The organism is Nonomuraea sp. NPDC005983 (assembly GCF_040614375.1).
In the GTDB taxonomy this organism is placed as follows: Bacteria; Actinomycetota; Actinomycetes; order Streptosporangiales; family Streptosporangiaceae; genus Nonomuraea.
Genome location: NZ_JBEXUP010000049.1, coordinates 1 through 18103, shown reverse-complemented (window position 1 = coordinate 18103; position 18103 = coordinate 1). Strand labels below are relative to the sequence as shown.

Below are 18103 nucleotides of genomic sequence, written 5' to 3'. Positions count from 1 at the left end.
GCCCCAGAGGAGATCTCGTGCAGTTCATCGCTTCCACCGTCTCGCTGACCGTCGACGACGTCGCCGCCTCCCAGGCGTTCTTCACCACCTACCTGGGCTACACCGTCCAGCAGGCCGCCGACGGCTTCGCCTCCCTGTCGCGCGACGACGCGGTCGACATCGTCCTGCTCGCCCGCGGCATCGAGGTGCTGCCGCCCGAGCAGCGCGACCAGCGTGCCGGCGGTCTGATCCTCGCCTTCACCCTCGCCGGCGGCCTGGCCGAGCAGGAAAAGCAGCTGCGCGACGCCGGGGCGCAGATCACCATGCCGCTGCGCCAGGAGCCCTGGGGCGAAGCCTTGTTCCAGGTCACCGACCCCAACGGCGTGATCGTTCAGTTCGTCGAATGGGCCGCCCCCGAACACCGCTGACCCGCCCCCACGACAAAGGCGCGTCTAGTGCTGTCAGGTGAGGAAGTCCACCAGGACGGGCCGGAGCGCTTCCGGCTGGTTGAGCACGCCGTGATCCTGCCCGTCGAGGGTGAGGTAGCGGGCGCCGGGGACGGCGTCGGCGACGGCGCGGGCGGCGGCAGTGAGCCACTGCGGGCTGAGGCCACCGCCGATGGCGAGCGTCGGCATCGTGATGGTCTCCAGCCGGTCGGCAGGCAGGACGCTGCCGGGGCCGCACAGCGCGGCGTCGTAGGGCAGCGTGTGCGCGAGCCCGGTGAACCACTTCCACACCGGCTCGGCCCGCATGCCCTCGACCATCTCGGCGGGCACGTCCACCGCCTCGGTCAGGAAGAGCGCCACCGTCTCGTCGCGGCGGCCCTGCCCGAGCAGGGTCCGGAAACGGTCGACCAGGTCGACGGGCGGGCGGGCACGGGTGCCCTCGACGACGTACGGCGGCTCGTAGACGGCGAGACGGTCGATCGGCAGGCCGCGCTGGGCCGCCTCCAGGGCCAGGACCCCACCCGAGGAGTGCCCGAACACGGCGGCCGATCCGCCCGCGTGCTCGATCAGCGCGGCGAGGTCCTCGATCTCACGCTCGACGGCGTAACCGTCGTCGGCCGTCCCGCTGTCGCCCCGGCCGCGACGGTCGTAGGTGATCGCGGTGAGGTCGGGGGCCAGCGCGGCGGCCAGCGCGGCGACCGTGGAGCGGTCGTTGAAGGCGCCGCCCACGAGGATCACCGGGCGCCCGGCGCCGGTCTGCTCGAAAGCGATGGGCGTGCCGTCGGCCGAGGTCACGGTCTGGAAGGCGGGCTGTGTCATGTCTCCTCCTGAGGCTGTGGGCGAAGGCGGGGCCGCCTCGCACAGTGAAGTCGGAGCCGTCCCGCGCGTCTCGACATCGGTGGTCATCCAGCGTCGCGGATGGCGCGGGCGGCGTTGATCAGGCCGATGTGGCTGAAGGCCTGCGGGAAGTTTCCGATGGGTTCCCCTGTCGCGGAGTCGACCTCTTCGGCCAGCAGGCCGACGTCGTTGGCGTACGAGGACGCGGTCCTGAACGCCTGTTCGGCCAGGGCGCCTTCGCCCGCGAGCGCCAGGGCGTGGGCGAGCCAGAAGGTGCACAGCAGGAACGTGCCCTCCTGCCCGGGGAGCCCGTCGGCGGCGCGGTACCGGTGCACCAGGCCGCGGGCGTCGGTCAGACGTGCGGCCACGGCGTCGACGGTGGCCCGCACGCGGGGATCGTCGCCGGGCAGGAAGCCGACCATCGGCATCATCAGCACGGACGCGTCCAGATCGGAGTCGGCGAATGTCTGGGTGAAGGCGCCCACGTCCTGGTTCCACCCGCGGGTCAGGATCGCGGCGCGGATCTGCTCGCGGGCGCGCGTCCAGTGCTCGACGCGCCCGGTGGCCCCGAGCAGGGGAGCCAGGGTGATCGCCCGGTCCAGACCCACCCAGCACATGAGTTTCGAATGGAGGTAGTGCCGGTTCGGCCCCCGGATCTCCCAGAGGCCCTGATCCGGTTCCTGCCAGCGGCGGGCGGCCGCCTCGGCCACGCCGATCAGGAAGGAGCGGGTGAGCGCGTCGGGCGTGCACGCGTCGCGGTAGATCTGGTGGGCCGCGTCCAGCAACTCCCCGTAGACGTCGATCTGGCGCTGCAGCCACGCGTCGTTGCCGACGCGTACCGGAGCGCTGCTCCGCCAGCCGGTCAGGTGGGTCAGCGGCCGTTCGCTCAGGTCCCGTTCGCCACCCACGCCGTACATGATCTGCAGGTCCATCCCGAGGTCGAGCTGGGTCGCCGAGGCGCGGGCGAGGAAGGTGAAGAACGCGGTCTCCTCCATCTCGCACGCCGCCGTGGCGAGCGCCTGCAGGGTGAAGCTGGTGTCGCGGATCCAGGTGTAGCGGTAGTCCCAGTTCCGCACGCCGCCGACGCTCTCGGGCAGCGACGTGGTGGCCGCGGCGACGATGGCCCCGGTGGGGGCGAACGTCAGCGCTCGCAGCACCCGGCCGCTCAGGGCGACCTGGTCCTGCCAGGGGCCCTGGTACGCGGCGTGCAGCCGCGACCAGGAACGCCAACCCGCGACGGTGTCCTTGAGGTGGCGGCGGATGCGCCGCGGGCTGCGGTGCGGTGGTTCGGCGCCCCAGGCCCAGCCCGCCTGCAGGGCCAGGCCGAGGCGTTCTCCGGCCCGCAGCGTGACGGTGGCGTCGGCGACCGAACCGCTCACCCGCAGGTCGACGGGGGCCGACAGGGTGAGGAGGTGCGCCCCGCCGTGGGCGACCAGGCCGCCGCGGACGGGCCGCATCAGCGGCTTGACGAGCCCGAACTCGGGCCGCGGCGCGTACACGACCTGCACGGGGACGCGCCCTTCGACGCAGGTCGCCTGGCGCAGCAGGACGCCGGGCGAGGACGCGCCCATCGCGTGCCCGCGTTCCCCGCCGCCCAGCGCGAGGGCGTCCACCAGGACCACGGTTCCGCCGGGGCAGCGGAAGGTGGTCTCCAGTACCAGAGTGCCGTCCAGGTACCGGCGGGTCACCTCTGCGGCCCCGCTGGGCCGGATCGACCAGTAGCCGGCGTTCTCGTCGAGCAGCCGGGCGAAGATGGACGGGCTGTCGAAGCGCGGCATGCACAGCCAGTCCACCGAACCGTCGGACGTGACCAGGGCCGCGGAACGACAGTCCCCCAGCAGGGCGTGGTCGCTGATCGGTCGCGTGCTCAACGATGCCTCGTCAACCGCGCGGCGAGGGGCGCCGGGCTCGTGGCGGGCGAGGCCGGGGCCGGGTGAGGGCCCTGCGCCGGCGCGTCCTGATGGCGTAGGCGAGCGCGGATCCGGCGAAGAGCACGCCGGTTATCAGCAGCCATCGGCCGAGGTACGGGCTCAGGTCCAGCGCTGTCGACCTGCGGTAGTTGGCCTCGGAGAAGCGGAGGATGAGCGGGAACCAGATCAGGAACAGCAGCCCGGAAAGGGCGGCCGGCACCCGGACGTAGTTGATCGACGGTGCCCAGGCGACGGGGGGCGACGGCGGACGGCGGCGACGCCACGGCCGCCGCTGGGCGGCGACGTCGGCGATGGCGTACAACGGGTACAGCAGCAGGTCGTGGACGATCGCGGCGCCGACGAACCACACCAGGAAGCCGACCCAGATGCCCGCGGCGACGACCCGGCTGGCGGCGTACCCGGCCAGGGCGAAGCAGGCGATCAGCGCCAGCAGGTGCAACGGGTCGGCCCCGTAGCGGGCGGTCATCCACCGGTACATGGCGCGGATCCGGGCAGCCATGGCGCCGCTCACGATCCGGTGGGGTAGAAGCTGAGCTTGCGGACCCACTTCGTGTTGTGCACGCCGGGGGCGTTCGGGACGATCATCCTGGCGGGAAACCCGTGGTCGAGAGACAGGTCGGCGCCGTTGACCCGCAGGGCGAGCAGGGAGCGGGGGTCGGCCACCTGGCTCGCGCTCAGCGACGCCTGGCCGAAGGCGCCCCCGCGTTCCAGGGATTCGACGAACACGTACGCCGAGCCTGGCGTCACGCCCACCAGCCGGGCCAGGTCGGCCAGCCGCACGCCCGTCCACGTCTGCTCGGTCGACCAGCCCTCCACGCACGCGATCGGCAGCGCGTACGTGTGCAACGGCATCGACAGCAGGTCCGCGCGCTTCAGGAGTGCCGCGAGCGGGCCGACCACCTGCAACACCCATCCGGGGCCGGTGTCGGCCGGATTGATGCCCATCTCGGCGGCGGCCTTGTTCACCTGGAAGTCGTTGGGGCCCGAGCCGTAGTCCCGTCCGTGCGGGGCGAGCAGTGCGGTGCGTCGCAGCGGCCCGTCCAGGGTCTGGCCGACGGACAGGCCGAGCGTCACCAGCGAGGCGCCGCCGACGAAGGCGAGCAGACCTCGGCGCGAGATGGTGGGGTCCGCCGGGCGCACGGGGGCCAGGCCGTCCGGATCGGGCGGCTCCGGCCGGGTGCCGTCGAGGCCGGTCCGCAGCTCACGGCGGAAGCTGCGCGACCGCAGCGACCGGACCATCTTCGGCAGCTTGACGGCGACGTGGACGGCGAACGCCGCGAGGAAGATCCACGCCCCGTACAGGTGGGCCGGGTAGAAGGAGAACGGGAAGACGTAGAAGAGCTGAATGTTCAGGATGCCGGTGACGAACTCGAACACCGCGCCGCCGACCAGGAGCAGCAGGCTGGCACGTTCCAGAGCCTGGGCGGGCGAGCGGGCCGGAGGCCAGGCGAACAGCTTAGGGATCACCGACCACAGCTTGGCCAGCAGTACCGCGACCAGCGTGAGCCCGAGGGTGACGTGCACTCCCTGGGTGACCCGGTACAGCCAGGCCGGGTGCGTCGGCCAGCCGAACAGGTAGAAGCTCAGCCACCCGCTCTCCGGAGTCGTGTCGTTGATGGGCAGCCGCGGTTCGTAGGCGGCGTACGACACCAGTCCGGTGATCGCGACGATCGGGATCCCGATCAGCAGCACGAGGCCGAGTACCGAGGTCAGCCACGGGCCGCGCAGCGGGCTGCGCCAGAACTCCGGCCGGAACGGGCCCGGTGGCGGGCCTGGCGGCCAGGTTCGTCCCGGACGCGCGGGCGTGCGGCCCGCCTTCGCGGCGGGCTCGTCGCCGCGCTGGGCGTCCCCCTGGGACGGCCGATCCGACATCGAATCCCCCCGAAACCTCAGCGAAAGCAGTTGAGCGCTCAGGCTCGCGTTCGAAAAGCAGGTCGTCAGCGTTACTTGTCGGAAATGCCCTCTTCTGGGGTTGTCTAACGTGCCAGGTCGGGCGGTCAGCCGAGCCGGCCGGCGATCTCCGAGCAGGAACCCCGCCCCACGGGGAGCCACAACGCCGAAGGCCGCGAAGATCCCCCTCCGATCGGCTGGAACACCTCGTCAGAGACGTCCGCCAGCAACCTTTGGGGGCAGCGGCGGTAGTACCGGGCCAGGTCGGGGGGGAATCCCTGGAGATCGGCCTGCTGCGCGACCACGATCGCGGCGAACCGCCGCCCGGCCACCGCGCGGGCGATGCTCCGTTCCAGCTCGGCTCGGGCGGCACGGTCGGTGCCCCGCAGGACGTCCCCGGCGGCGGCCAGGTGCGCCACCGGCGGCAGCCCGGCCAGCACGAGCAGACCCGGATCGGAGACGAGTGCCACCGGCCCGCCGAGCCCCGCCAGCCACGCGCGGAGCCGGTCACCGGTGCGGCGGTCGGCGGCGTCCGGGATCACCCGGCCGGCCGCGAAGGTGGTGACGGCGAGGACGACGAGCTGCGCCAGCACCAGCGTGCCGGCCAGCGCCCGGCTCAGGCTCGGCGCCGGGCGTGCCCTGGGCGAGGACGGCGAGCTGTGCCGGCGCGGGCGGGCGCCAGGTGAGGACGGCGTGCTGTGCCGGCGCGGGCTCGGTGCCGGGCCGCCCATCCCGATGCCGGCGAGCACGGCCACGGCCGCGTACACCGGGAGCATGTTGTTCACCGCGCCGCCCGTGTGCAGGAGGGCGGCGTAGCCCTCGACGGCCAGCGCGAGGCAGCCCAGGCCGACGAGCAGCGGGATCCGCCCGGCCGCGAGCAGGGCCGCCCCCAGGGCGACGCCGAGCGTGGGCAGCAGGTACCAGGTCCAGAACCCGGCGAGCGCAGCGTGCTCGACCGGGTGCTGGGCGAGCAGCTCGAAGACGTAGAACACGTACCAGCCGTGGCTTGTCACGTCCCAGAGGAGCGTGGTCAGGCCCACCACGCCCGCGAACGTCGCGGCGAGCACCGCCGCCGGCCGGCGTTGACGGCCGCACACCAGCGCCACGGTGATCGCCACCGCCTCGGCGAGGGCGCTCTGCTTGGTGAGGAAGGCGGCTGCGAGCAGCAGGCCGGCGACCACCGCGCCGCCCGGCCCGCGCATCCACCGGGCCACGTAGAGCCCGGCGAGGCTGAAGAGGAGGAACAGCGAGTCCACCCGGGCGAAGTCGAACCAGGAGGCGGCGGCGAAGTAGGTCGCGGCGTAGAGCCCCGCCGCGGCCACCCCGGCGGCCAGGTCCCCGGTCTCGCGCTGGACCAGCCGGGCGAGGACGGCGAGGCAACCGAGGCAGGCGGCCAGCGAGACCAGCCGGAGCGGGAGATAGGAGACCCCCAGCGCCTCCGCCAGGGCCGCCGACGCGGCGAAGTACAGCGGGGGGTAGGAGTCGGGCACGTAGTCGACCGTGGGAGCGGTGTACAGCGGCTGCCCGGCGAGCAGCCGTTCCACCTCGACCAGCGAATTGCCCTCCAGCCATTCCAGGGCGTACGGATAGCCGATCCGGCTCGCGGCGGTGCCGGCCCACACGGCGATCGCGGCGAGCCCCGCGCCCGCGGCCAGCAGCACCGGAAGCCGCGCCGCGCCTGCCAGGCCGGGCCGTGCCCCGCCGCGCGGAAGTCCGCGAGAGCGTGAGACGACGGTTCGTCCCAGATCATCGGAAGGCGTCCACGGCCACACCGGTCACGTTAACGGCGAACGCCCGGAGGCCGGGTCGGGGCCGCCGCATGAAATGTCCTTCATATGGTCAAAGCTGCCGTGGAGCGGGATCGGCGCTCCCCGAACACGGGAGCCTCCCGCCCTAGGGTTGGCGTGGTGAGGACACTCGTCACCGGCGCGGCCGGGTTCGTCGGAAGCCATGTGGTCGAGGCGCTGGAGGCCGCCGGCCACGAGGTCTCCGGCCTCGACCGCCGGCCCGGGGCCGGTCTCGTTCTCGGCGACGTGCGCGATGCGGAGACGCTCGCCCGGTCGCTGCGCGGCGTCGACGCGGTGGTCCACCAGGCCGCGAAGGTCGGGATCGGGCTCGGCGTCGCCGACATGCCGGAGTACGCGTCGGTGAACGTGCACGGCACCGCCGTGCTGCTCGCCGCCATGGCGGAGCACGGCGTGAGCCGCCTGGTCCTGGCCTCGTCGATGGTCGTGTACGGCGAGGGCGTCTACGACTGCCCGCGGCACGGCCGCGTCCGGCCCGGCCCACGCGCGCAGCCGGATCTCGCCCGCGGCGCCTTCGAACCCCGCTGCCCGTACTGCGGATCGGAGCCGTCCCCCCTCGCGACCGACGAGGACGCGCCCCCCGAGCCCCGCAACGCCTACGCCGCCACCAAGCTCGCCCAGGAGCACCTGGCCGCCAGCTGGGCGCGGGAGACGGGCGGCACGGCGATCGCGCTGCGCTACCACAACGTCTACGGCCCGAGGATGCCCAGGGACACGCCGTACTCGGGGGTCGCCGCCATCTTCCGGTCGGCTCTGGAGTCCGGCAGGGCGCCCCGGGTGTTCGAGGACGGCCGGCAGCGGCGTGACTTCGTGCACGTCCGGGACGTCGCCCGCGCCAACGTCCTGGCCCTCGGCTCCGGCGTCCCTCCGGCGGCGCTGACGACCTGCAACGTGGCCAGCGGCGAACCGCACACGATCGGCGAGATGGCCGCCGCGCTCGCGGCCGCGCACGGCGGTCCGGAGCCGGTCACGACCGGTGAGTACCGCCTCGGGGACGTGCGGCACATCGTCGCCGCCGCGGGCCGCGCCGCGCGTGAGCTCGGGTTCCGGGCGGAGATCGGGTTCGCCGAGGGGATGCGGGAGTTCGCCGTGGCGCCACTCGGATGACCCGGCTTCGGGCTTGAACTGGTTATTTCTCGGAAAGCAGGCGTCCTTCGCGGACGGGTCGAGCCTGTCCGCCGCTCTAGCGTCGAACCATGCGGATCGATGTGGTGCTGCCCTGCCTCGACGAGGAGGCGGCGCTGCCGTGGGTGCTCGAACGGATGCCGGACGGCTTCCACCCGATCGTGGTCGACAACGGTTCGACCGACGGATCGGCGCGGATCGCCGCCGAGCTCGGCGCGACGGTGGTGACCGAGCCCAGGCGCGGGTTCGGCGCCGCCTGCCACGCGGGGCTGACCGCCGCGACCACGGACGTCGTGTGCTTCATGGACGCCGACGCGTCGCTGAACCCCGAGCAGCTGCCACGGGTGACCGGGCCGGTGGTGGCCGGCGAGGCGGATCTGGTCCTCGGGCGTCGCGTCCTCCGACCCGGCGCGTCCTGGCCGGTGCACGCCCGGCTGGGAAACGCCCTGCTGGCCAGGAGGCTGCGCCGCCGGACCGGCGTCCCCCTGCACGACCTCGGCCCGATGCGGGCGGGCGGACGCGCCGGGCTGCTGGCGCTCGGGCTGGTCGACCGCCGCTGCGGCTACCCCCTGGAGATGGTCCTGCGCGCGGCGGCCACGGGCTGGCGGATCGGCGAGGCCGACGTGGACTACCTGCCCCGGGCGGGCCGGTCGAAGGTGACCGGCACCGTGCGCGGCACGCTGCGGGCCATCGGCGACATGCGCCGGGTCATGGCCGGACGGGAGCGCAGGGCATGACAGGGGAGACGGCCGCGTCCCAGGTCGTGGTCCTCGCCAAGGAGCCGGTGCCGGGCCGGGTCAAGACCCGGCTGACCCCGCCCTTCACCCCACGCGAGGCCGCCGCACTGGCCGCCGCGGCGCTGCAGGACACCCTGCGGACGGTCGCCCGCGTGCCCGCCACCCGCCACGTGATCGCACTGGACGGCACTCCGGGGCCATGGCTCCCCGAGAGCTTCACGGTGCTGCCGCAGCGCGGCGACGGGCTGGACGAGCGGCTCGCGGCGGCCTTCGACGACGCCCACCGGCTGCTGCCCGCCCCCGTCGTGCTCATCGGCATGGACACCCCGCAGATCACGCCGGACCTGCTGGTCACCGCGCTCTGTCTGCTCGGCCCGCACGACGCGGTGTTCGGCCCGGCGACGGACGGCGGCTTCTGGCTGCTCGGCCTGCGTGCGCCCGATCCGGCGCTGCTGCTCGGAGTCCCGATGTCGGAGCGGACCACCGGCGAGGAGCAGCTGCGGCGGCTCGAGGACGCCGGGCTGAGCGTGGCCTCGATGCCCTGCCTGACCGACGTGGACACCGCCGAGGACGTGTTCGCCGTGGCCGCGCTCGCCCCGCACTCCCTCTTCGCCGCCAAGCTGAACGAGTTCACCGCGACGCTCTGACACCTGAACCCCGGCAGGCGCGTAGGTTTCCGGGTTAGGTCAGCGCGCGTACCGGGTGTACTGCTTGCGGATGATCGGCCGGTAGTCGGGCGCGGGCTCGGCGGCGATCGACAGCGGCCAGCGCGGACGCGTCCCCGTGAGCGCCCATGCCGCCTGGACCGCGGCCCCGTCGGCGACGTACTCGCCGGGGCGCGGGACGACCACGGGCGGCTCGAACGTCTGCGCGGCGATCTCCTGCACGGCGGCGTTCTGGGCCGTCCCGCCGATCAGCAGGATGCGGCCGGTCTCGACCCCCTGCCGGTGGACGGCCTCGAGACCGTCGGCGAGACCGCACAGCATGCCCTCGATCGCCGCCCGCGCCAGGCTCGGCCGGGTCGCCGAGCCGAGCGTCAGCCCGAAGAGCGTGGCCGTGGCGTCGGGCAGGTTGGGAGTGCGCTCGCCCTCGAAGTACGGCTGCAGCACGAGGCCGTGCGCGCCGGGAGGGGCTTCGAGGGCGAGTTCGCCGAGTTCGCCGTGGTCGACGTCGAGGATGCCCGCCACGGCGTCCAGGACGCGGGCCGCGTTCAGCGTGGCAACCAGCGGCAGGAACAGGCCGCTGGCGTCGGCGAACCCGGCGACGGTGCCCGTGTCGTCGCGTGTCGGGTGGTCGGTCACGGCGAAGACGGTGCCGCTCGTCCCGATCGACACGACGACGTCGCCGGGGGCCGCGCCGAGGCCGAGCGCCGCTCCCGCGTTGTCGCCCGCGCCTGCGCCGACGACGGCCGACGTCCCGGAGACCGTGCCCGCGCGTTCCGACGGGCCGAGGACCCGCGGCACGATCGCCGCGTGCCCGAGCGCCCGTTCGAAGAGCTCCAGGTCGTACCGGCCGGTGGCCGGGTCCCAGTAGGCCGTGCCGCTGGCGTCCGACCGGTCCGTGACGAGCGCGCCGAGGTCCGGCCCGAGCGCGCTCGAAGCGGCCGGGCCGTACCCGCGCAACCGCCAGGTCAGCCAGTCGTGCGGCAGCGCGACGGCGGCGACCTGGGCGGCGTTGTGCGGCTCGTTGTCGCGCAGCCAGCGCAGCTTGGCGGCGGTGAAGGAGGCCACCGGGACGGTTCCCGTCCTGCGCGCGTAGGTCTCGGCGCCCACCTCGGACACCAGGTCACGCGCGGCGGCGGCCGATCTGGTGTCGTTCCGGAGCAGCGCCGGACGGATGACGCGGCCGTCGCCGTCGAGCGGGATGAGGCCGTGCTGCTGACCCGCGATCGCGATCGCCGCGACCTCGTCGAGCCCGCCGGCGCGGGCGACCGCCGCCCGCAGCGCCTCCCACCACCGCGCCGGATCCACCTCGGTGCCTGGCGGATGGGCGGCCTTGCCGGAGCGGACCAGATTTCCGGTGACGGCGTCTCGGATCACGACCTTGCAGTTCTGGGTCGACGAATCGACGCCCGCGACGAGTGCCATTGTTGTCTCACTGCATCGACGTACGAGCCCGATCACCTGCCAGTTTAGCTGGTCAGATAAAGGCCGAAGATTCATATTGTTTGCGAGGCCCGCGCTCACCGGCCGGCGGCGAGCTGCCGGTCACCCGTGCATGAGGCCGGCCAGGAAGTCCAGGACGACGGGGCCGGCGAAGTCGCGGAACTCCTCGAAGTAGGCGTGCCTGGCGCCGGCGATGAGCACCATCCTCGCCCCCGGGACGCGTTCGGCGAGCAGGGACGCGTTGGCCGCCGGGTTGAGGAGGTCGTCGGTTCCGTGGATGACCAGCGTCGGCGCGGTGATGCGGGGCAGCGCGTCCCAGGCGTCGTGCCCGGCGCTGGCCGCGAGGTGGCGGCGCCGCGCGAAGGCGGGCATCCCGGGATCGCCGACCGTGGTGTGCGGGCCGGGGTGGGTGGCCAGCCATCCGGGGGTGTACATCAGCTCCAGCAGGGCCTGGAGGGCCGCCCGCCTGTCGGGCTGGGCCAGCGACTTCCTGACGGCGTTGTCACGTTCGAGGCCGTGCCCGCCTCCCGGCGAGGTGCAGCCCAGCACCAGCGAGCGCACCCGGGCGGGGTGGTCGGCGGCCAGCCACTGGGCGACGCGCCCGCCCATCGACGTCCCGTAGACGTGGGCGCGCTCGACGCCCAGGTCGTCGAGGACGGCGATCACGTCCGAGGCGAACCCGCGCGTGCTGTACGGCATGTCGGGTTTGTCGCTCTCGCCGGTGCCGCGGTAGTCGAGGGTGACCGTGAGGTGGTCGTTCTCGAAGTCGGTCCTGACGCCGTCCCACCAGTGGTGGTTGTTGGCCTGGCCGGCCAGGAGGACGAGGGCCTCGCCCCGGCCGCGGGTCTGGTAGGACAGCGCGACGCCGTCCCGGCTTATGGCTACTGGCACGGTCCGATCCTGCCTGATCAGCGCTGATGCTCAAAATGCAGCATTTGACGAAGCTGATGCCTGTTAAGCATCATCGCTCGATGGACGTGCAAACGCTGCGCTGGTTCCTGTCGTTGTGCGACACGGAGAACATGCGCGACACGGCGGCGATCGAGGGCGTCAACCAGTCCACGCTGTCGCGCGCCCTCGCCCGGCTGGAAGCGGACCTCGGTGTCGAGCTGTTCCACCGGCACGGCCGCCGGCTCGCCGTCAACCGGTTCGGCGCGCTGTTCCGCGAGCACGCCGCCCGCGCGGTAGGCGAAGTGGACGACGCGCGCCGGCGCCTCGACGCCCTGGCCAACCCCGACACCGGGCTGATCAGGCTGGGGTTCCTGCACTCCGTGGGACGCTGGCTGGTCCCCGAGATCCTGCGCGACCACCGGGCCGTCACCCCCGGCATCCGGTTCGAACTGCGCCAGGGGTTCGCCCGCGAGCTGTTCGCCTGGCTCAACGGCGGCGACATCGACGCCGCCCTGGTCACCCCGCCCCCGCAGGGCGACGGCGCGCGCTGGCACCGGCTTCGCGAGCAGCAGCTCTGCATCGCCCTGCCGGTCGACCACCCGCTCGCCGCCGTCGAGGAGCTGACCCTCCGGGACGTGCGCGACGAGCCGTTCATCGCCCTCCCTCCCACCACGGACCTGCGCCGGGTCATCGACGGGCTGTGCCGCGAGGCCGGGTTCGAACCGGTCATCGCGTTCGAGAGCGAGGAGATCGCCACCGTGCGCGGCCTCATCGGCGCCGGGCTGGGCGTGGGCATCCTGCCCCGGCCCGCCACGCCGGAGCACGACGACCCCGCCTACCGTCCCCTGGTGCCGGCGCAGCAGCGCCCCATCGGCCTCGCCTGGAATCCCCTGCCGTCTCCCACGGCGGCCACGGCGCGCTTCGTCGCGCACCTGACCCGGTGACTCCCGGCTACTCGTCCACCAGCGCGTACGCCCGCACGGGGAAGGTGCCCATGCCCTCGACGCACGGCGGGGCGGCGTGGAAGCGGAAGCCCGACGGGGGCAGTTGGTCGAGCCCTCGTCGCGGGATTCCGGCAAAGATGCGGGCCCGTACAAGTACTACGCGGCGTACGTCATAGGCCGCAGCAGGCGTCACCGATGTTTATTGCGACTGGCGGCGATAAAACATCGGGCGGCGAAACCCTTTGCCTGGAAGCAGGCGCGGCCCTATTGTCACGCCTCGTGAAGAAAATTCTGATCACGGCGCTGTCCGCCGCCTCGATGCTGTCCTTATCGGGTACGGCCACCGCCGCGACGACGGCATATCCCGTCAAACACCCGAAGCTCATTGCCAACCCGCTCTACGAGGCCGGCGCGCTGCCCACGTCCACCTGCACGGAGCCGCCGCTCAAGAAGAACGACCGCAAGGCGGCCCGGACCTACGTCAACGCAATCGTCGGCTGCCTGGAAACCACCTGGGAGCAGCACCTCACCGGCGCCGGCCTGCCTTACCGCAAGGCCAAGGTGCGGTACATCGACAAACTGCCCAAGAAGTACTGCGGCATCAACATCAACAACGACGATTCGCAGAGCCTTTACTGCGAACAAACCGGCACGCTGGTCTTCCAACTGGGCAAGGACTGGCTCAGCGACCCCTCGGACCTCTGGCTGTTCACCATGGTCGCCGAGACGTACGCCAACCACGTCCAGAAGCTCGTCGGAATTTACGACGCCTTTGACGCGGCGCCGGCCCACAGCAAGGCCGAGGTCAGGGAGCAGCAACGGCGTAACAGTCTCCAGCTCGGCTGCTTCGGCGCCGCTTTCCTGAAGAGCGTCTGGCCGCTCGAAGGCAGGACCACGAAGGACTGGACGTACCTGCAGAGCCTCCGCTCAGGGGACGCTCGCGGTGCGGAGCGCTGGTTCGGCAAGAGGGCCAACGTCGTCGCCTGGACCAAGCGCGGCTTCGCCACCGGCGACCCGGGTTCGTGCAACACCTGGGCGGCCGCCTCCTCGAAGGTGGCCTAGCGCTCAGCTCAGCGACACGTCGAGGACGGTGAGGTACTCGTTCGCGGCGATGTTCGACGTCACCGTCGATCCGCTCCGGGTGGTGGGCGGCTGGTCGAGCTTGTAGACCTGCACGCTCACCCCCTGGGCACGGGTGAGTTCGATCGCGCCGGACGAGGTGTCGTTGTAGGAGAACAGGTGTGCGCCCGGTCACGTGCGCGGGTCGCGCTCCTCGGTACGGCGGGCGGCCAGGCGGCCGGGGTCCGGCCAGTGCACGGCGTAGGCCCAGCCTGCCCGCTCGAACCAGCGGATCAGCCGGGCGCTCGGGTCGAGCTGCCCCTTGAGCACGCCGTGCCGGGCACAGGTCGGCTCCACGTGATGCCAGTTGTGCCAGCCCTCGCCCAACGTCAGCATCGCCACCCATCTCACGTTCGACGACCGGTCCCTGGTCCGGAACGGACGCTCGCCGAAGGTGTGCGCGATGGAGTTCACCGACCACGTGACGTGGTGCACCACGGCGTAGCGGACCAGCCCGCCCCAGAAGAAGGCGGTCCACGCGCCCGTCCACGACATCGACCACAGCCCGCCCACCGCGGCGGGGAGCGCGAACGACAGCGCCACGACGGCCGGGTAGGCGGCGTCGAACCGCCGGATGTCCGGGTCGGCCAGCAGGTCCGGCACCCAGTGCCGGCGGCTGGAGCGGTGGCGCGCGGTGTAGAACCAGCCGACGTGGGCGTGCATCATGCCGCGCAGCAGGGCCAGGCCACCGTCGCCGTAACGCCACGGCGAGTGCGGGTCGCCGTCACGGTCGGCGTACTTGTGGTGACGGCGGTGTTCGGCCGTCCACAGCGTGACCGGGCCCTCGACTGCCATGCCGCCGGCCAGCATGAGCGCGATGCGCAGCGGCCTGCGGCACCTGAACGCCCGATGGGTGAAGAGCCGGTGGTAGCCGATGGCGATCCCGAAGATGCTGACCAGGTACATTACGACCGCGATGAGCACGTCGCGCGGGCCGATGCCCCACCCCCAGGCGGCGGGTACGGCGAGAGCCAGCAGCAGCACGGGAAGCACCACGAGGACGACCAGGTAGGCGGTACGGCGGCCGGTGGTGACCGCCACCGTCTCCGCCCTGCCCGAGCCCGGCCGCGGCACGGATGACCAGCTCACGCTACCTCCCATGATCGGCGAAGACCGTTCGGCTCCTCATTGAACGGCCGGGTCCCCAGAGCACGGCAATGGCCTGGGAGTAACGAATCAATCACTTAGCGGAATCAAAACAATCCATACGGTAGTCATCTGGGAGCGTGCGTCACGTGCCTAGATTGTTGTGGCCACACAGCGTGATGATCTCTGTTCGTTCCGACTTCAGGCGGGAGGGTCTATCGCATGGGTGCCGTCGATCAGACAACCACGGGCAGCCATCTGGAGAGATACGACGAGGCTCTGGCCCGCGATCCGATGGCCGCGCTCGTCATGGTCCGAGAGTGGATGCGCACCGACTGGCGCGCCCTGTTCGCCGAGCTCCGCGGGCAACGCCCCATCTTCGTCACGCCCGCCTTCACGGTCGTGACCCGCCTGCCCGACGTCGTCGAGGTGCTCTCCCACGAGGAGGTCTTCTCGGTCCGCGCGTTCGGCCCGCGCCTCGACGCCGCGCTGGGCGGCCCGTTCATGCTGGGCCACGACGCCACCCCGATGAACTGGCGCGACCGGGGGCTGATGCAGGTCATGCTCGACCCGCGCGACGCGGCCGACGTACGCGAGCTGGCCGGGCGCCTCGCCGACGAGCTGCTCGACGCCGCCTGGCCGTCCGGCCGCGTCGAAGCGGTCCACGAGCTGTTCCGCCCCGTCGCCCTGGGCGTCTGCGCGCAGTACTTCGGTTTCTCCGGCCCCGACCCGCAGACCCTGTCGCGATGGACACGGGCCATGGTCACCGACGGCTTCGCCAACTTCACGGGCGATCCGGAGATCCAGGCCGCGTCGGTCGTCGCGGGCGCGGAGATGATGGACCACCTGCGTGGCCTGCTCGCCGAGCGCAGGGCCGCGCTGCGGGCCGGGCAGGACCTGCCTGACGACGTCTTCACCAGGCTCGTCCGCACCGCCCTGCCCGCCGCGGTCGGTATCGACGACGAGCGCATCCTGATCAACATGGCCGGGCTGCCTCTGGGGTTCGTGGAGAGCGCTCCCGGAGCCATGGTCGAGGCGGTCGAGCAGCTTCTGCTGCGCCCGCAGGTGCTGGAACAGGCCGTCCAGGCCGCCGCCGCCCGCGACCCCCGCGGCTTCGACCGCTACGTCTGGGAGGCGCTGCGGTTCAACCCGTTCTTCAAGCTGCTTCCCCGGCTGTGCGAGCGCGACCACGTCCTGGCCGCCGGCACCCCGCGCAGCACGCTGATCCCCGCGGGCACGTTCGTCCTCGCCGCGCCGGCCTCGGCCATGTTCGACGCGGACGTGGTGACGGAGCCCCACGAGTTCCGCCTCGACCGGCCGGGCCACCATCAGCTGTTCTTCGGCCACGGCCATCACGCCTGCCTCGGCGTGCATCCGGCCAGGGTCATCATCTGCGAAGTCGTCCGCCGCCTGCTGCTGCGCCCCGGCCTGCGCCTGCTCCCGGCGCCGGAAGGGCAGATCGTCCGCTCCAACGGGATCTTCCCCGACCGGTTCGTCCTCGGGCTCGGCGCAGACGGCCAGGAGGGGTGACGATGACGGCAGGCAGGGCGAAGGCGCGCGGCATCGCCACCGACGGGGCCGCCAACCGGCTCAGGTTCCTGGCTCTGACCAGTGGCCGGCCGTTATGGGAGCTCGCACAGGCCATCCAGCCGGTACGGCGTCACCTCAACGCCTCGCTGATCGACCACGCGATCCGCGAGATGCCTCCACGGCCGGAGCCGCTGAGCACGATGGCCGACTACACGTCCTGGGCGTCGCTGACCGACCGCACCTACAGCGGCAGGCACGTGCCTCCGGTCGCTGTGGCCGAGGGCTGCCGGCCCACTCCCGAGCGCGCCGCCGACCTGTTCACCCGCGGCGAGACCATGCTTCCCTGCCCTCGTTCCACGGTGCTGTTCGCGTACTTCGCCCAGTGGTTCACCGACGGCTTCCTGCGCGGCGACACCAACATCCCGCGTGACCCCCGCAAGAACAGCTCCAACCACCACATCGACCTGAACCAGGTGTACGGCCTCCACGAGACGGCGACGGCCGCGCTGCGCGCGTTCGACGGCGGGCTGCTCAAGAGCCAGCTCATCAACGGCGGGGAGTTCCCGCCGTACCTGTGCGAGAACGGCAAGATCAAACCGGAGTTCGCCCCGCTGAGCGTCATCCGCTTCGCGGAGCTCACCGACGCGCAGCGCGACACCCTGTTCGCCACCGGAAGCGACCGGGGCAACATCCAGATCGGCTTCACCATGCTCACGGTGCTGTTCCTGCGCGAGCACAACAGGGTGGCCCGCCTGCTCGCCGGGCACCACCCGCGCTGGGACGACGAGCGCCTGTTCCAGACGGCACGCAACATCCTCATCGTGCTGCTGATCAAGCTGGTGGTCGAGGAGTACATCAACCACATCACGCCCTACCACTTCCGCTTCACTCTCGACCCGCGGCTGCCGTCGTTGCTGGCCCGCGCGCCCTGGCACCGCGAGAACTGGGCCTCGGTGGAGTTCAACCTCGTCTACCGCTGGCACAGCCTGATCCCGTCCTGGCTGTCGGTGGGCGGGCGCGACCTGCCGATGGCGCAGACTCTGGTCGGCGGCGCGCTGATCCCCGAACCCGGCCTCGGCCGGCTCTTCGAGGACGCCTCCCACCAGCGCGCCGGCCGCATCGGCCTGTTCAACACCGACCCCCTCCTGAGGGAGGTGGACGTGGCCAGCATCGCCGACTCACGCGTCCTCGGCCTGGCCCCGTACAACAGCTACCGGGAGCACTGCCGCTTCCCCCGGGTACGCGGTTTCGAGCAGGTCTCCGGCGACGAGCGGGTCAGCGGCGCGCTGCGCGAGCTGTACCGCAGCGTCGACGACCTCGACCTGTACGTCGGCCTGTTCGCCGAGGAACCCGGCGCTCCCAACGCCATACTGCCGCCGCTCCTCACGAAGATCATCGCCATCGACGCCTTCTCCCAGGCGCTGACCAACCCGCTGCTGGCCCCGCGGGTGTTCAACGCCGCGACCTTCTCCCCGCACGGCCTGCGGATCATCGCGACCACCCGGTCGCTGTCGGACGTCCTGCACCGCAACGTCCCGGAGGATCCGCGCCCCCGTTTCGTCAGCATGACGCGCCGGCCGGGCCGGTGAGCGGGGAGAGCGGACAGGCCGCCGGGCAGTTGCGCGGCGCGGCCCGCGAGCTGGTCGACATCGGGGTCACGATCCGGGAGGCGGCGGCC

General features: G+C 72.3%; 16 protein-coding genes and 1 pseudogene. 8 read left to right on the top strand and 9 right to left on the bottom strand.

Annotated features, from left to right (window positions below):
- Positions 1–17: 17 nt before the first annotated feature.
- A complete protein-coding gene (locus ABZ297_RS21950) occupies positions 18–407 on the top strand; it encodes a VOC family protein (protein ID WP_355348998.1) in 390 nt (129 codons plus the stop codon).
- Between the two features lie 33 nt (positions 408–440).
- Here ABZ297_RS21950 and ABZ297_RS21945 read toward each other — a convergent pair whose 3' ends face one another.
- The 5 genes from ABZ297_RS21945 to ABZ297_RS21925 all read right to left on the bottom strand — a co-directional run bounded on the left by ABZ297_RS21945 (position 441) and on the right by ABZ297_RS21925 (position 6744).
- Positions 441–1244: an alpha/beta hydrolase gene (locus tag ABZ297_RS21945; protein WP_355348995.1), complete on the bottom strand. Its 804-nt coding sequence runs from the start codon at positions 1242–1244 to the stop codon at positions 441–443.
- 83 nt (positions 1245–1327) lie between these two features.
- On the bottom strand, positions 1328–3133 hold the full coding sequence (locus tag ABZ297_RS21940) for a glycoside hydrolase family 15 protein (protein WP_355348992.1): 1806 nt from the start codon (positions 3131–3133) through the stop codon (positions 1328–1330).
- Between the two features lie 10 nt (positions 3134–3143).
- A complete protein-coding gene (locus tag ABZ297_RS21935; protein ID WP_355348989.1) occupies positions 3144–3692 on the bottom strand; it encodes a hypothetical protein in 549 nt (182 codons plus the stop codon).
- A gap of 8 nt (positions 3693–3700) precedes the next feature.
- Positions 3701–5065 (bottom strand): molybdopterin-dependent oxidoreductase, encoded by a 1365-nt coding sequence (locus ABZ297_RS21930; protein ID WP_355348986.1) that lies wholly within the window; start codon positions 5063–5065, stop codon positions 3701–3703.
- A gap of 125 nt (positions 5066–5190) precedes the next feature.
- Positions 5191–6744 carry a glycosyltransferase family 39 protein gene (locus tag ABZ297_RS21925; protein ID WP_355348983.1) on the bottom strand — a complete coding sequence of 518 codons (1554 nt, stop codon included), beginning with the start codon at positions 6742–6744 and terminating at the stop codon, positions 5191–5193.
- Between the two features lie 246 nt (positions 6745–6990).
- On the opposite strand from ABZ297_RS21925, the gene ABZ297_RS21920 reads away from it, so the two are divergent.
- The 3 genes from ABZ297_RS21920 to ABZ297_RS21910 all read left to right on the top strand — a co-directional run bounded on the left by ABZ297_RS21920 (position 6991) and on the right by ABZ297_RS21910 (position 9397).
- A complete protein-coding gene (locus ABZ297_RS21920) occupies positions 6991–7995 on the top strand; it encodes an NAD-dependent epimerase/dehydratase family protein (RefSeq protein ID WP_355348980.1) in 1005 nt (334 codons plus the stop codon).
- Between the two features lie 89 nt (positions 7996–8084).
- Complete coding sequence (locus ABZ297_RS21915; protein ID WP_355348977.1) at positions 8085–8750, top strand: glycosyltransferase family 2 protein; 666 nt, start codon at positions 8085–8087, stop codon at positions 8748–8750.
- A complete protein-coding gene (locus ABZ297_RS21910; protein WP_355348974.1) occupies positions 8747–9397 on the top strand; it encodes a TIGR04282 family arsenosugar biosynthesis glycosyltransferase in 651 nt (216 codons plus the stop codon). The genes ABZ297_RS21915 and ABZ297_RS21910 overlap by 4 nt, the downstream gene beginning before the upstream one ends.
- Before the next feature lie 39 nt (positions 9398–9436).
- On the opposite strand, the gene ABZ297_RS21905 is transcribed toward ABZ297_RS21910, so the two are convergent.
- Together ABZ297_RS21905 and ABZ297_RS21900 are read right to left on the bottom strand one after the other, a co-directional pair.
- The gene (locus ABZ297_RS21905; RefSeq protein WP_355348972.1) at positions 9437–10837 is read right to left on the bottom strand and encodes an FGGY family carbohydrate kinase; all 1401 of its coding nucleotides are present in this window, start codon (positions 10835–10837) and stop codon (positions 9437–9439) included.
- A gap of 120 nt (positions 10838–10957) precedes the next feature.
- Complete coding sequence (locus tag ABZ297_RS21900; protein ID WP_355348969.1) at positions 10958–11746, bottom strand: alpha/beta fold hydrolase; 789 nt, start codon at positions 11744–11746, stop codon at positions 10958–10960.
- A gap of 80 nt (positions 11747–11826) precedes the next feature.
- Between ABZ297_RS21900 and ABZ297_RS21895 the strand changes: the two genes are divergently transcribed.
- Positions 11827–12690 carry a LysR family transcriptional regulator gene (locus ABZ297_RS21895; protein ID WP_355348966.1) on the top strand — a complete coding sequence of 288 codons (864 nt, stop codon included), beginning with the start codon at positions 11827–11829 and terminating at the stop codon, positions 12688–12690.
- A gap of 7 nt (positions 12691–12697) precedes the next feature.
- Here ABZ297_RS21895 and ABZ297_RS21890 read toward each other — a convergent pair.
- Positions 12698–12802 (bottom strand): annotated as a pseudogene (locus tag ABZ297_RS21890) (cyclase family protein); the annotation flags it as partial.
- Positions 12803–12885: 83 nt separating this feature from the next.
- On the opposite strand from ABZ297_RS21890, the gene ABZ297_RS21885 reads away from it, so the two are divergent.
- Complete coding sequence (locus tag ABZ297_RS21885) at positions 12886–13752, top strand: neutral zinc metallopeptidase (RefSeq protein WP_355348963.1); 867 nt, start codon at positions 12886–12888, stop codon at positions 13750–13752.
- Between the two features lie 189 nt (positions 13753–13941).
- Here ABZ297_RS21885 and ABZ297_RS21880 read toward each other — a convergent pair whose 3' ends face one another.
- A complete protein-coding gene (locus tag ABZ297_RS21880; RefSeq protein ID WP_355348960.1) occupies positions 13942–14898 on the bottom strand; it encodes an acyl-CoA desaturase in 957 nt (318 codons plus the stop codon).
- A gap of 219 nt (positions 14899–15117) precedes the next feature.
- On the opposite strand from ABZ297_RS21880, the gene ABZ297_RS21875 reads away from it, so the two are divergent.
- Together ABZ297_RS21875 and ABZ297_RS21870 are read left to right on the top strand one after the other, a co-directional pair.
- Positions 15118–16425 carry a cytochrome P450 gene (locus ABZ297_RS21875; RefSeq protein WP_355348957.1) on the top strand — a complete coding sequence of 436 codons (1308 nt, stop codon included), beginning with the start codon at positions 15118–15120 and terminating at the stop codon, positions 16423–16425.
- Between the two features lie 2 nt (positions 16426–16427).
- On the top strand, positions 16428–18014 hold the full coding sequence (locus ABZ297_RS21870) for a peroxidase family protein (protein ID WP_355348954.1): 1587 nt from the start codon (positions 16428–16430) through the stop codon (positions 18012–18014).
- Positions 18015–18103: the final 89 nt, after the last annotated feature.